Raw genomic sequence first — 13,219 nt, 5'->3', positions numbered from 1 at the left:
GGTGGTACCAGCCCGCCCCGCTCACGCCACCTTCAGATCCTGCACCGCCCGCTGCCTCACGCCCAGGTCGTCCCACAACTCCGGATGGCACGTGAACACCAGAATCTGATGCCGCGTCGCCGCGTCGATCAACGCGCGTTTGAGCGCGTCGCGGCGCGCGGCATCGGTGTGTACCGCGGCGTCGTCGAGCATCAGCAGAGTCGGCCGGCCTGAGGCCTGCAAGAGATCCGCGTACGCGAGCCGCGTCAGGATGCCGAGCTGTTCGCGCGTGCCGAAGCTGAGCGCATCGAGCAGTTCCGCGCGGCCGTCGCGATCGAGCATCGCCGGAATCAGATCGTCGCCGAGCGCGAGGCTCGACTGCGGAAAAAGCCGCTTCAGGTAGTGACCGACCCGCTCGGTCAACGGCGCACGCAGTTGGGCGAGCGCGGCGTCGCGTTCGTCGACCAGCACTTCGTCGAGCAGACTCAGCGCGCTCGCGCGCAGGCGCAGTTCGTCCTTGCGACGCGTGGCCTGCTGAACCTGGGCTTCGAGCGCGGCATGCCGTTCGCCGAGGCCCGATGCGCCCATCGTTTCGAGCTGGCTACGCAGCTCCGCGATCCGCAGTTGACGCTCGTGCTGCTCGTTGCGCGCGAGCTCCGCCGATGCGCGATAGCGCTTCGCCTCCGCCACAGGGTCGTCCAGACGCGCCGCATCGAGTTCGCGCTCGCGCTCGCCGCGCTGGTTCTTCAGCGCATCGACCTTGACGCGTTGCTCGACGATATGCGCCTGCCACTGCGCGCGCTTGCGCCGAAACGCTTCGTCGTGCAGCTGCGCTTCTTTGCGCTGCAACTGCGCCGTGAGCGAATCGGCCTTCGCAACGCCGCTGGATTGCGCGCCCGCCGCCTGCGCGAGCACCTTGCGCGCGGTCTCCAACGCGTCGCGCGCGATGTCGGCGTTGCGGCGCGCGTCGTCGAGCGGTGGCGCCGCGGACACGTCGGGCAGACTGGCAAGGCGCTCGCTCGACGCCTGCAAGCGCGCCGCCGTCGATGCCAGCGCCGCGCGCAACGCATCGATGCCTTGCGGCGCATGGACCTCGAGTATCCTCGCCTGGCTCTTCTGTTGCGCGACCAGCGTTTTCCATTGCTCGTGACGCGCCTGCGCATCGCCCACCGACGCGACGCCGAGCGAGCGCAGCAACTGCGCGTGCTTCGCCTCGAGCGACGCCAGCTCCGACAACCGCGCCGACAGATCGGACACGCCCGGAATCACGCGCAATTCGCCGAGCTTGCCGAGACCGATGCGCTTTTCGTCGTCGACATGCAGCACGCCCGTGCCGCTGATCGTCTGATCGCCGACGCTCAACTCGCCATTCAAGCTGTACTCGATGCGCGTCATCGCCGCTTCGGTCCGCGCGCGCAACACGGTCAGTTCGCCGTCGAGCGCGACGAGGCGCTTGAACTGCGCGTCGTCGAGTTCGAGCGCCGCCGCGTCTCGCGCGGCCTGCAACACCGCCGCGTTCGCCTTGTCCGCCTCGCCGATCGACGCTTCGAGCCGCTGGCCCTCCGCCCGATAGAAATCGACCTGGCTGCGCAGATCGGCGGCGGTCACGGCCGCGTTCGCGAGTTCGAGCGCGCGGTTCGCCTCGGCCGATGCCTGCTCGAATTGCGCCACACGGCTTTGCGCCTGCGCATGCGCGGTTTGCGCGGCCGCGACCTCGACGCGCACCGCGTCGAGCTGCTCGCGTTCGCGCGCGATGGCCGCCTCCAGTTCGAGCGCGCCCTGCTCCTGCTGCACCGACAACGCGAGTTCGGCCTCGCCGATCTTCAGCGACTGCGCGAGCCCTTCGAGACCGCGTTCGAGTTGTTCGACCGCCGCGGCACGTTGCTGCGCGAGCGCGGCCTTCTGCTCGTGAAGCTCCCACGGACGCCTGCGCTCGGCGTCGTCGAATGCCTGCTGTTGGGCGGCGAGGCGCGCGATGTTGTCGTCGAACTGCTGGCGCTGCTGTTGCAGCTCGTCGCGGCTCGCGATCAGCGAAGCGAGCTTCTGCTCCGCCTCGGCGAGCGGCCCGGTCGACTTCTGCGTGCGCGCGGTCAGTAGTTGCCGCAGCTCGCGCTGCACGGCCGCGATCAGCGCGTCCTCGCCGCCCGCTTCGCGGCCGCCCGACAGTTGCGTGAGCGCGTCGCGCAGATACTGTGCCGCGTGCCCGGTCGAATCGCGCATCTCCTGCGTGCCGCCTTGCTGCACCCACAACAGACCCGGCACGCCGGCGTTCTCGGCTTTCATCGGACCGCGCGCCGCGCGCGAGAAGCCGAGCAGCGCGGCGAGCTTGTCTTCGGCTTCGTCCTCGCTATACACGGTCTGGCCGATCCTCAGCTCGCAACGCTGACGCGACACGAACTGCTTCGACAGACGGCACGCCACACCATCGAGCTCGAAGCTGACCTCGACCGACGGCTGCCCGCTCGCGAGCCCCCACGGCAACAGGTCTTTCAGATGCGACGCCTTGTAGCGTTCGAGGAACACCGTGCGCACCGCCTCGGCAATCGTGCTTTTGCCGGCCTCGTTCGGGCCGATGAACAGATTGAGACCGGGCTGCAGATCGTCGATCACGATCTGCCCGCCGAACTGCCTGAATTCCTGAATCGCGATACGTTGCAGCTTCATGCGGGGGCTCCTTCACGCGGCGCTTCAGGTTGCTGCCGCTCGCGCGTCTGCGCGGGTGGTGCGGCCTGCGAATCGCGTTGCCGCTGGTCGCGCTGAAAACGCGCCAGCAGCAGCAACGCCTCGGCCGCGCGCCGCGCCTCTTGCGGATCGGCCTGCGCGTCTTCCTGCAGGCCGCGCAGCCGCGCCACCACCTTCGCGAGATAGCCGCTTTGCGCGCCGAGTTCGGCGAGATCGTCGGCGGTCGGCAGCACGTGCAGACTGCCCAGATCGGCACGCAACGCGCGCATGCGGGCGCGCGCCTGTTCGACCGCGACATGCAGCGCCTCGGCATCGGCGAGCGCCGCGGTGCCGCCGACCTCGATGCGCAGCACGTCATTCGCGCCGAGTTCGGCGAGGCGGGTTTTCAATGCATCGACATCGGTCGGCACCGAAATCGTCTCGTCCCAGCGATGCCACCGGTATTGCCCGACCCGCACCGCGTCGACCTGCGGCACCGCGCCGGGATCGCTGACGGTAACGTCGAGCACGAAGCCCGGCTCGTTCGCGCGGAAACGGTCCTGCTCGTGCGTGCCCGCGTACCACGTGCGTTCGTCGACGCGCAGATGGCCGTGCCAGTCGCCGAGCGCCAGATAGTCGAGCCGCGCACTGGCGGCGCGCGTCGGTGCGATCGGATTCGACGAATCGATGCCGTCTTGCAGAATGCCGCCGACGCTGCCATGCGCGAGCCCCACGCGGTGATAGCCGGGCGGAGTATCGGTGGAATCGAAGAATGCGGTGGTGTCGTCGTAGGTGATGCGCTGCGTGAGCGGCGCGCACAGCAGCGCGCAACGGCACGTGTCGAGCAGCACGACGCCGGCTTCGAGCACGAGGCGCACGTTCGGCGGCACGCAATCGAGCCGCTGCGCGCGGGTCCACACGCTTTCGACGAGCGCCGCGTCGTGATTGCCCGGCAGCATGATCCACGCTCCGGAAAACGCTTGCAGCGCGGCGAACAAACGTCGGATCACGGTGTCCGACACCGTCTGCAGATCGAACACGTCGCCCGCGACGAGCACCGCGTCGACGTTGCGCGCGGCCGCTTCTTCGGCGATGCGGCGCACCGTGTCGAAGCGCGCCTGGGCGAGATGCGCGGCCTCGTCCGGTTCGAACTGACCGAATTGCGTGCCGATCTGCCAGTCCGCGGTGTGCAGAAACCTGATCACTGTGCCTCCATTGCGATTGCGTTGCGTCCTCTTGCGTTGATTTCGCCGAGGACCCGATCGCGAATGTTACCTTGCCGAAGCGCCGGCGCGTATTGCGCGCGCGCGTATCCAGGCTGGACGCGCGCGTGGGCCGTACCGCATCATTGCAACCGAACCGGCCGAGCCCGCCGACTTTCCAGCCCCCGCCCGACACGATCAACCGCGCCCGATGGACAAGACCACCGAACTGAAGAAGGCCAAGCGCACGCCTTTACTGCTGCTGCTCGCGGCCGCCTGCGTTTTCGTCGTCGCCGCATTCCTGCCGCGCGGTCTGTGGGTCGACGGCATCAAGGCCGTCGCCGAGGCGGCGATGGTCGGCGCGCTCGCCGACTGGTTCGCGGTCGCGGCGCTGTTTCGCCGTGTGCCGATTCCGCTCGTGTCCGCGCACACCGCGATCATCCCGCGCAACAAGCACAAGATCGCCGACAACCTCGCGCACTTCGTGCAGGACAAGTTTCTCGACGTGCCGTCGCTGGTCGGTCTGATCCGCCGGCATGATCCGGCGCAGACCATCACCGCGTGGCTCAGCGAATCGTCCAACTCCGCGCGCCTCGGCGACTACGTGGTGCGGCTCACCGGCGGCATCCTCGACGTGGCCGACGACGCGCGCATTCAGAACTTCATCAGGGACGGGTTGCGCGACGTGCTCGCGAAGGTCGATCTGTCGCAATCGCTCGGCGCGATTCTCGACACGCTGACGCGCGACGGCCGCCATCAGGAACTGCTCGACACTGCGATCGATCAGGTGATCGCGGTGCTGCGCGAGGCGCCGGCGCGCGAATTCATTGCCGCGCGCATCGTCGATTGGGTGAAAAGCGAGTATCCGACGATGGAGAAGTTTCTGCCGTCGGTGTGGCTCGGCGACAAGGGGGCGGAGGCGATCGCGAGCGCCGCGAACCGTATGCTCGAACAGATCGCGCAGAACCCCACGCACGAGCTGCGCGACAAGTTCGACCACGCGGTGCAGACGCTGATCGTGCGGCTGAAGACCGATCCCGTGTTCCTGCAGCAAGGCGAAGCACTGAAGCGCTATCTGGTCGAAGGCGAGGCTTTCGGCAGCTACGTGAAGGACATGTGGGGCGAGCTGCGTGCGTGGCTCAAGCGCGATCTGCAAAGCGCCGATTCAGCACTGCATGCGCGTGTCGCCGCGATGGGCGCGTGGGTCGGCCGCGAACTCGCGCGCGATCCAGCGCTGCGGCAATCGCTGAACGATCACCTCGAGGAAGCGGCGCGCGCGATGGCGCCGGATTTCGCGCGGTTCCTCACACGCCATATCAGCGATACGGTGAAGAACTGGCCCGCGCACGAGATGTCGCACCAGGTCGAGATGAATATCGGCAAGGATCTGCAGTACATCCGCATCAATGGGACGATCGTCGGCGGATTTATCGGCTTGTTGCTGTATGTGAGTTCGCTGTTGCTGGAGATGCTGCGGGTGCATGTCGGCTGACGACTCGAGCGCATCGAGCGACTCAACGCGCAGCCACGCGTGAGCCCCCTCCCTCCAAACCACCTACAATTCGGGCATCTGTCTTGCTGACGACCAGTGCTCCGCTCGGTCGTCAACGCGTCCCAACCGGAATTCTGCTTACATGAAAATATCGCTGCCGCCACCGCAAGGGCGGCCCAACCGCGTTTACCCGCCGGGCACGCCGGGCCTGCATGGCCTCGTGTCGCTGATCACCGGCGTGGTGGTCGTGTGCGGGCTGTACTTCGGGCGGGAGGTACTGATTCCGATCACGTTGTCGGTGCTGCTGAGCTTCCTGCTCGCGCCGCTCGTGCAGATGCTGCGGCGTCTGCATATGGGCCAGTTGCCGTCGATCTTCATCGCGGTGCTGTTCGCTCTCGCCTCGCTGCTCGCGATCGGCGCGCTGATCGGCGCGCAGCTCGTGCAGCTCGCGGACGCGCTGCCGCAGTACCAGGAAGCGATCGAGCAGAAGATCGAAACCGTGCAGGAAAAGACCGTGGGCCGCGCCGACGCACTGATGAGCAGCGCTGCCAGCGCGCTGCAGCGCGTGGCGCCATCGCGCCCCGCGCCGCCGCGCCCGACCGGCCGGGCCGCGCGCAACGCGCCGCAGGTGCCGCAACAGGTCGAGGTTCATCAGCCCGCGCCGACGCCGGTGCAACTCGCGCAGCGCGCGCTGACGCCGGCCATCGCGCCGATCGAGACGACCTTCATCGTGCTCGTCGTGACCATCTTCATCCTGTTGCAGCGCGAGGATTTGCGCGACCGTCTGATCAGCCTGTTCGGTTCGCGCGACCTGCACCGCACGACTACCGCGATCAACGACGCCGCCGGGCGCCTGTCACGCTATTTCGTCGCGCAGCTCGGCGTGAATCTGAGCGCGGGCGGCATCATCGCGATCGGGCTCGCGATCATCGGCGTACCGGGGGCGCTGCTGTTCGGCGTGATCGCCGCGCTGCTGCGCTTCGTGCCGTACATCGGCATCTGGATCGCGGCGATCCTCGCATTCTTTCTCGCGGCCGCGATCCAGCCGCAATGGACGATGGCGGTCCTCACGCTGATCCTGTTCATCGTCGTCGACGTGGTCGCCGGGCAGATCGCCGAGCCGCTGCTGTACGGTCATCGCTCGGGCCTGTCGCCCCTCGCGGTGGTGGTCGCGGCGATTTTCTGGAGCTGGCTGTGGGGGCCGATCGGCCTCGTGCTGTCGACGCCGCTCACGCTGTGCGTCGTCACGCTCGGGCGCTACGCGGACCGGCTGAACTTCCTGACCGTGCTGCTCGGCGATCAGCCCGCGCTGACGCCCGCGCAGAACTTCTATCAGCGCCTGCTCGCCGACGATCCGCACGAGGCGATCGTGCAGGCCGAACGGCTGCTGCGCGAGATGTCGCTGATCGACTACTACGACAAGGTCGCGCTCGAAGGCCTGCGGCTCGCGCGCAACGACGCGCAGCGCGGCGTGCTGATGCCCGACCAGTTGCAGCGGATCAACGACGCGCTCGTCGATATCGTCGAGAACCTCGAGATCGCCGAAGGGCTGCGCGATTCGCTGTCGCCCGCCGAACCGGCGGACGCGGGTAACGCGCTGCTTGCCGGGACGCCGGATCTGGCGTCGCCGGGCGCGGGTGCCACGGAGCGATACCGCAGCGATCTGCTCATGCGCTCGCAACAGCCGGACGGAGCGGGCAAGGCCGCGGTGTTGTGCGTGCCCGGCCGCGGCGCGTTCGACGAAGTGACGACCGCGATCGCTGTGCAACTGCTGAACCGCCAGGGCTTCGCGCCGCTGATGGCGACGCACTCGGGCTATCGCAGCGCACGCGCCGACGAGCCGAGCTTCAAGGACACGTCGATCATCTGCATCGTGTCGCTCGACGCGCCCGAGTCGCCGCTGTACCTGCGCAACATGCTGCGGCGCACGCGCGAATGGCGGCCGCGCGCGACGCTGGTGGTCGGCGTCGGCGTCGGCGTCGGCGACGCGCCGGACGGCAGCGTCGAACTCGATGCGGGCGGGGAACTGCACGCGTCGCCGACGTTCCGCGCGATGATCGAGGCATGTCACGCGGCGACGGCTGGGCAGCCCATGCGGCAGCCGTCGCAGACGGCCAGCGCCGGCTGAGGCTGGGTGGGCTGAGGCCGTGACCGCAGTGGTGAAAATCTGCGTCGTGATCGCCATTTGCCGGTCACTGCGCTCGACGCTGATAACCGCTCTTCAATGCGTCCACCACAAGCTCGACTGCCCGGGATGATTTGCGGCGACTTGGATAATAGACGTGATGTCCGACGAACGTGGGAAACCAGTCTTCCAGCATCCAATTCAAGCGCCCGGCCCGGACATGCACCTCGGCCAGGTCTTTGGGCACGTACGCGAGCCCAAACCCGCCAAGCGCTGCGTCCATCATCTGGTAGACACTATTGAAGGTGAGCTGCCCTTCGACCCGCACCTGCAGTTCTCGCCGCCCCTTCCGTAGCTCCCACGGGAGCAGTGAATCTCGCGTTGGCAATCGAAGATTGATGCAGTTGTGCAGCGTTAGATCCTGCGGCGTCTTCGCCGGTGCGGTCGATTGCAGGTAGCCTGGAGAGCCCACGATTGCCATCGTCATGTCAGGCGCGATTCGCACCGCGATCATGTCTTTGGCCACCTGGTCGCCTAGCCGCACGCCGATGTCGTACCGATCCGCGACGATGTCGGCTAACCCGTAGTCATTGAGCAATTCAATCTTCAGATCCGGATACTGGCGCAGCAACGGTTGCAGACGCGGCCAAACGTACGAGTTTGCCGCGTAGTCGGTGGTCGTGATCCGGACAGTTCCGCCTGGACGGCTCGTCATCGCGCGCAAGGAATCGACCTCCGCTTCGATTTCCTGAAAACGCGGTGCAATCGCCGCCAGTAGCCGTTCGCCTGCCTCCGTCAACGAGACACTCCGGGTAGTGCGCATCAGTAACTGAAGGCCCATCCGCTTTTCAAGGCCGGCAACCGTCCGGCTCAAGGCCGACTGCGAGACTCCCAGTTGCGCGGCCGCCCGCGTGAAGTTGCGCTCACGCGCAACGTTCATGAAGCCGACCAGATCGTTGAAATCCTCTTTCAATTAATGCTCCACAGCATAAGGGCATCCCGATATTGTGATCTAGTCGCATCAATTGCCAGGAGTTAGATTAACAGCAGTGGCATATCGCCCCGACGATACCGACGAGGAACAGTCATGGAATTGAAACGCGCGGGCTTCCAGCCCTCGAAGAAAGGCCCTGAAGAATGGTTTACGGGCACGGTGCGGCTCGACCCGCTGAACGCTCCGCCTCCGCCGGCACGCGTTTCGTGCGCGAGCGTCACTTTTGAGCCGGGAGCGCGGACTAACTGGCATACCCACCCGCTCGGCCAGACTTTGATCGTTACGGCCGGCTGTGGCTGGACCCAGTGCGAAGGCGAGCCGCGCGTCGAAATCCGGGCTGGTGACGTGATCTGGTGCCCGCCTGGCCACACGCATTGGCATGGCGCAACTTCGACGACCGCGATGACACATATCGCCATTCAGGAAGCGCTCGACGGCAAGAACGTCGAATGGCTGGAGAAGGTCACGGACGAGCAGTATGGAAAGGACTGGAAACATGCAAGATCCATTGTCACAAGTTGATCTCACTCCCGTTTCTCCGGCATTCGCGCGTTATACGAGCCAGACCGTGCTCGGCGGCCTCTGGAAGAGGCCGCAACTGTCACCGCGAGACCGGAGCATCGTGACACTGTCGGTGCTCATCGCCCGCAACCAGACCATCGAGATGCCGTTCTATTTCCGGTTGGCGCTGGATAGCGGTGTGAAGCCTGCCGAGATTTCGGAAATGATCACGCACCTCGCCTTCTATTCCGGCTGGGGAAATGCGACCACAGCGGCTGTCGTCGCGAAGGGTATCTTCGATGAACGTGGCATCGGTATCGATCAGGTCCCTCGGGCCGAAGTCGAGCCGCTACCACTGAACGAAGTCGCAGAGCAACAGCGTGCGCAGGCGGTCGAGCAAAGCTTCGGCTCGGTCGCTCCCGGCGTTGTTCAGTACACGACCGATGTGCTTTTCCGCGACCTTTGGCTGCGTCCAGGACTCGCTCCACGCGACCGGAGCCTGGTCACGGTGAGCGCCCTGGTTGCCAGCGCTCAGGTCGCGCAGATTCCGTATCACCTCGGCCGTGCCATGGACAACGGTCTGACGAAGGACGAGGCGTCCGAAATGCTGACGCAGCTCGCCTTTTACGCAGGCTGGCCGAACGTCTTTTCGGCGATGCCCGTGTTCAAGGATGTATTCGCGAAGCGAGCGGCATAAACGTCGATGCCGGATCGTCCACCGGTTGGGAAGCCGCGTTTTTCCGACCGAGGTGGAAGCTCGTCGGCCCGGATGCTGCACTGGCACCGCGGAAGCTCGAACAAACATCAGTTAGGGACCGCGTCTTCACTTCGTCGACGGCCCTGATGGCCCTGTCGACGACGTCGCGGTTGCGGCGCGCGCCCGCGAAGCGGGGCTCGCCGTTCTGCCGCTCTCGGTCTGGTACGCGAATGGTCGCACGCGTAGCACGCCGCGTGGCGTTGTGATGGGCTTCGCAAACATCGCCAATGCAGGTGAAGCGGGCCACCTCGCGCGGAGCTTGCGCGCCTGTCTGGACGGCTAACGAGCGGCGAAGGTCCAGGTCTCTACCACTCCTCACGCTCGCGCGCGGCGCTGTACCCAAAATGAGGACAGCCGCGCGCGAACGCTGACGCATACTGCACCGATAACGCAAGCAAACTGGAGACACGCATGACCCGCCCGTTCAAGCCCTATCCGTTCGCCCCGCGCCGCTATCCGGCCGTGGTGCCGCCGCTCATCGACGGACGCGATCCACAAGCGCGCGCCGTCGCGATCGTCGGCGGCGGTCCGGTCGGCATGACGCTCGCGCTTGCACTCGCGCGCCAAGGCGTGCGCTCGGTGCTGATCGAGGCGGACGACAGCGTGTGCACCGGCAGCCGCGCGATCTGCATCTCGCGACGCAGCCTCGAAATCTTCAAGCGGCTCGGCGTCGTCGACGGTTTTCTGCAAAAGGGGCTGGCGTGGACCGGCGGGCGCAGTTTCTATCGCGACACCGAGGTGTTTCGCTTCGCGATGCATCAGGACGACGAGCAGTCGCTGCCGCCGATGATCAATATCGCGCAGTATCAGATCGAGCAGTTGCTGCTCGACGAGATCGAACGGCACGCCGATCTGATCGACGTGCGCTGGCAAACGCGTGTGACGGGCCTCGAGCAACGGCCGCAGGGCGGCGCGAGCTTGACCTTGCGCAGCGCCGATCCTGCCGATCCGCAAGGCAAAAGCTGGCAGATGGACGCTGCGTGGGTCGTCGCCTGCGACGGCGGACGCAGCACGATCCGCGACCTGCTCGGGCTGAAGCTCACAGGCACGACCTACGAAGGCCGCTACGTGATCGTCGATATCGAACTCGACAGCACGCGCGCCACCGAACGGCTCGCGTACTTCGATCCGCCGTCGAATCCGGGCTCGACGGTGCTCGTGCACAAGCAGCCTGACAACGTGTGGCGCATCGACTATCAGTTACGCGACGACGAAGACCCCGACGCCGCCGTGCTACCCGAGAACGTGATACCGCGCGTGCAAAACTTGCTCGACTCGATGGGCGAAGCCGGCGCCTGGTCGCCGATCTGGATCACGATCTACAAGGCCAATGCGCTGACGCTCGAACGCTATCGGCATGGCAGCGTGCTATTCGCGGGCGACGCCGCGCATCTGGTGCCGATCTTCGGCGTGCGCGGCGCGAACTCCGGCATCGACGACGCCGACAATCTCGGCTGGAAGCTCGGCTGCGTGATCAATGGGAGCGCGTCGCCAGCGCTGCTCGATAGCTATAGCGACGAACGTGTGTACGCGGCGCGCGAGAACCTGAGCTACGGCATGAAAAGTACCGAATTCATGGCGCCGCCGACCTTCGCGTTCGACTTGCTGCGCACGGCCGTGCTCGGGCTCGCCGAGCGGCATGCGGCGGTGCGGCCGCTGATCAATCCGCGCCAGACGCATGCAATCGCGTATCGGCAATCGCCGCTGAACTTCGCAGGCGACGGAGCCGATGCGTTCGATCGCGGCCCCGCGCCGGGTACCGTGCTGCCCGAGGGCAGGCTGCTCAAACAATCGCAAGATGGCGCACGGCTCGGCATTCATCTAACCGATCTGCTCGGACCGTGCTTCACGGCGCTGCGCTTCGACGCAGACTTCGCGAACGATGGTGACGCGTGGCAGCAACTGCAAAGCACGCTAGCCAACCAAGGCGTTCCGTTCAACCTGATCGATATCGTCACGGCCGAAGCGCAATCGGCAAACAGCCCGCGAGCGATCGACCCAACCGGCCGCCTGCACGACATGCTCGACGCACGGCCCGGCGCCGTCTATCTGATCCGCCCCGACGGCCACGTGCTCGCGCGCTGGCGCAACGGCAGCGCGGCGGCCGTTCTGCGCGCGCTCGATGCCACGCTGACACAGCAGAACTAACGCGCAAGGACCTTCGACATCATGACCGATTCCGATCTCGACCTCGTCTATACGACGCTGTGCAACACGCTGACCCACGAAGGCGAGGCGCAGGCGTCGCTGTATCTCGCGCGCCTCGCGCTCTTGTGCCTGACCGAACTCGACGACTCGCGGCGCGCGTTGTCGTTGATCGAAGCGGCGAAGCTGCCGGTTGCCGCCACGGCCTGGCGCGGGTAAAAGAAACCGCCTCCCTGGAGGCGGTTCGCTAGAGGCGGTAACGGCAATGCCGAGCAGTGCGAGGGAATTACAGCCATCACAACAAAACGGGCGCTGGCAGACCGACCTCACTGCCTCGGATACAAGCCCAACGTACTCGCATGCAGCCGCGCGAGTCCGAGCAACGCATCCGTATACGGCGTCGGCACGCGCGTCAGTTGCCCGAGTTCGCGCACCGCGCCGACCAGCGCATCGAGTTCGACCGCCTTGCCGGCCTGCACGTCCTGCAACATCGATGTCTTCATCGCGCCGAGTTTCAGCGTGACCGCGTGACGGTCGTCGGGCGCCTGGTCGATCGGGATGCCGAAGCGCGCACCGATTTCCTTCGCCTCCAGCATGATGTGCGTGACGAAACCGCGCACGAGTTCGTCGCCGAGGATCCGGTCGGTCGTTGCGCCGGTGATCGCGCTGACCGGGTTCATCGTCATGTTGCCCCACAGCTTGAACCACACGTCGCGCTGGATCTGCGCCGAAGCCGTTGCATGGAAGCCCGCCGCCTGCAACAGCGCGGCGAGCAGCTCGACACGCTCGCTCGGCTTGCCCGACGCCTCGCCGACGATCAGCCCGTTGCCCTGGTGATGCCGGACCACGCCGGGCGCGTCGATCAGGCAACTGGCATGCACGACGCAGCCGACCGTCTGCGCGGCCGGGATCGCGGCGCTGATCGCGCCGTCGGGATCGATCGTCTTCAGGCGCTGGCCGGCGAGTTCGCCGCCCAGGCCGTCGCAGAACCACCACGGCACGCCGTTCATCGCGGTCAGCACGATCGTCTCGGGGCCGAGTAGCGGTTTGATATGCGCGGCCACGGTCGCCATCGCCGGGCCCTTCACCGCGATCACGACGAGTTCCTGCACGCCGAGATCGGCCGGCTTGTCGCTCGCCTTCACCTGCTCGGCGTAGATCACGCCGCCTTCGATCAGCCGCAGACCATGCTGGCGCACCGCGTCGAGCGTCGCGCCGCGCGCGACCACGCTGACCCGATGGCCCGCCTGCGCGAGCTTCACTCCCATCCAGCCGCCGATCGAGCCGGCGCCGTAGATCGCTACTTTCATCGCCTGAATCCTTGCCTGTTGCTGTGATTATTGCAGCGTCGATTGTCGCGCTC

The 13,219-nt window shown here is 66.3% G+C and carries 10 protein-coding genes and 1 pseudogene; 7 read left to right on the top strand and 4 right to left on the bottom strand.

What is annotated here, in order from left to right:
* Positions 1-21: 21 nt before the first annotated feature.
* Both OKW27_RS14040 and OKW27_RS14035 read right to left on the bottom strand, forming a co-directional pair.
* Positions 22-2,643: an AAA family ATPase gene (locus OKW27_RS14040; RefSeq protein ID WP_429333834.1), complete on the bottom strand. Its 2,622-nt coding sequence runs from the start codon at positions 2,641-2,643 to the stop codon at positions 22-24.
* Positions 2,640-3,845, bottom strand: a complete 1,206-nt coding sequence (locus OKW27_RS14035) for a metallophosphoesterase family protein (protein ID WP_429333833.1) — start codon at positions 3,843-3,845, stop codon at positions 2,640-2,642. The genes OKW27_RS14040 and OKW27_RS14035 overlap by 4 nt, the downstream gene beginning before the upstream one ends.
* Positions 3,846-4,053: 208 nt before the next feature.
* Here OKW27_RS14035 and OKW27_RS14030 point away from each other — a divergent pair, with 208 nt between their 5' ends.
* Both OKW27_RS14030 and OKW27_RS14025 read left to right on the top strand, forming a co-directional pair.
* Positions 4,054-5,334, top strand: coding sequence for a DUF445 domain-containing protein (locus tag OKW27_RS14030; RefSeq protein ID WP_429333832.1), 1,281 nt, complete (start codon positions 4,054-4,056; stop codon positions 5,332-5,334).
* Between the two features lie 142 nt (positions 5,335-5,476).
* A complete protein-coding gene (locus OKW27_RS14025) occupies positions 5,477-7,462 on the top strand; it encodes an AI-2E family transporter (protein WP_429333831.1) in 1,986 nt (661 codons plus the stop codon).
* A gap of 64 nt (positions 7,463-7,526) precedes the next feature.
* Here the strand turns inward: OKW27_RS14025 and OKW27_RS14020 are convergent, their stop codons facing one another.
* Positions 7,527-8,432 carry a LysR family transcriptional regulator gene (locus OKW27_RS14020; RefSeq protein ID WP_429333830.1) on the bottom strand — a complete coding sequence of 302 codons (906 nt, stop codon included), beginning with the start codon at positions 8,430-8,432 and terminating at the stop codon, positions 7,527-7,529.
* A 114-nt stretch (positions 8,433-8,546) separates the two neighbouring features.
* Here OKW27_RS14020 and OKW27_RS14015 point away from each other — a divergent pair, with 114 nt between their 5' ends.
* From OKW27_RS14015 to OKW27_RS13995, 5 genes and pseudogenes are all read left to right on the top strand, one after another.
* Positions 8,547-8,975 (top strand): (R)-mandelonitrile lyase, encoded by a 429-nt coding sequence (locus tag OKW27_RS14015; RefSeq protein WP_187613541.1) that lies wholly within the window; start codon positions 8,547-8,549, stop codon positions 8,973-8,975.
* Entirely contained in the window at positions 8,932-9,651 is a 720-nt protein-coding gene (locus tag OKW27_RS14010; protein ID WP_429333829.1) for a carboxymuconolactone decarboxylase family protein, read from the top strand. Before OKW27_RS14015 ends, OKW27_RS14010 begins: the two co-directional genes overlap by 44 nt.
* Positions 9,652-9,781: 130 nt before the next feature.
* Positions 9,782-9,994 (top strand): annotated as a pseudogene (locus OKW27_RS14005) (PLP-dependent aminotransferase family protein); the annotation flags it as partial.
* Positions 9,995-10,122: 128 nt separating this feature from the next.
* Positions 10,123-11,859, top strand: a complete 1,737-nt coding sequence (locus tag OKW27_RS14000; protein ID WP_429333828.1) for an FAD-dependent oxidoreductase — start codon at positions 10,123-10,125, stop codon at positions 11,857-11,859.
* 21 nt (positions 11,860-11,880) lie between these two features.
* A complete protein-coding gene (locus OKW27_RS13995; RefSeq protein ID WP_184060028.1) occupies positions 11,881-12,075 on the top strand; it encodes a hypothetical protein in 195 nt (64 codons plus the stop codon).
* A 107-nt stretch (positions 12,076-12,182) separates the two neighbouring features.
* Here OKW27_RS13995 and OKW27_RS13990 read toward each other — a convergent pair whose 3' ends face one another.
* Positions 12,183-13,166 (bottom strand): 2-dehydropantoate 2-reductase, encoded by a 984-nt coding sequence (locus OKW27_RS13990; RefSeq protein ID WP_090809818.1) that lies wholly within the window; start codon positions 13,164-13,166, stop codon positions 12,183-12,185.
* Positions 13,167-13,219 lie beyond the last annotated feature (53 nt).

The organism is Paraburkholderia sp. 35.1 (assembly GCF_050436525.1).
Taxonomy (GTDB): domain Bacteria; phylum Pseudomonadota; class Gammaproteobacteria; order Burkholderiales; family Burkholderiaceae; genus Paraburkholderia; species Paraburkholderia tuberum.
The sequence above is the reverse complement of the archived record's forward strand: the minus strand, read 5'-3'. Positions and strand labels throughout refer to the sequence as shown.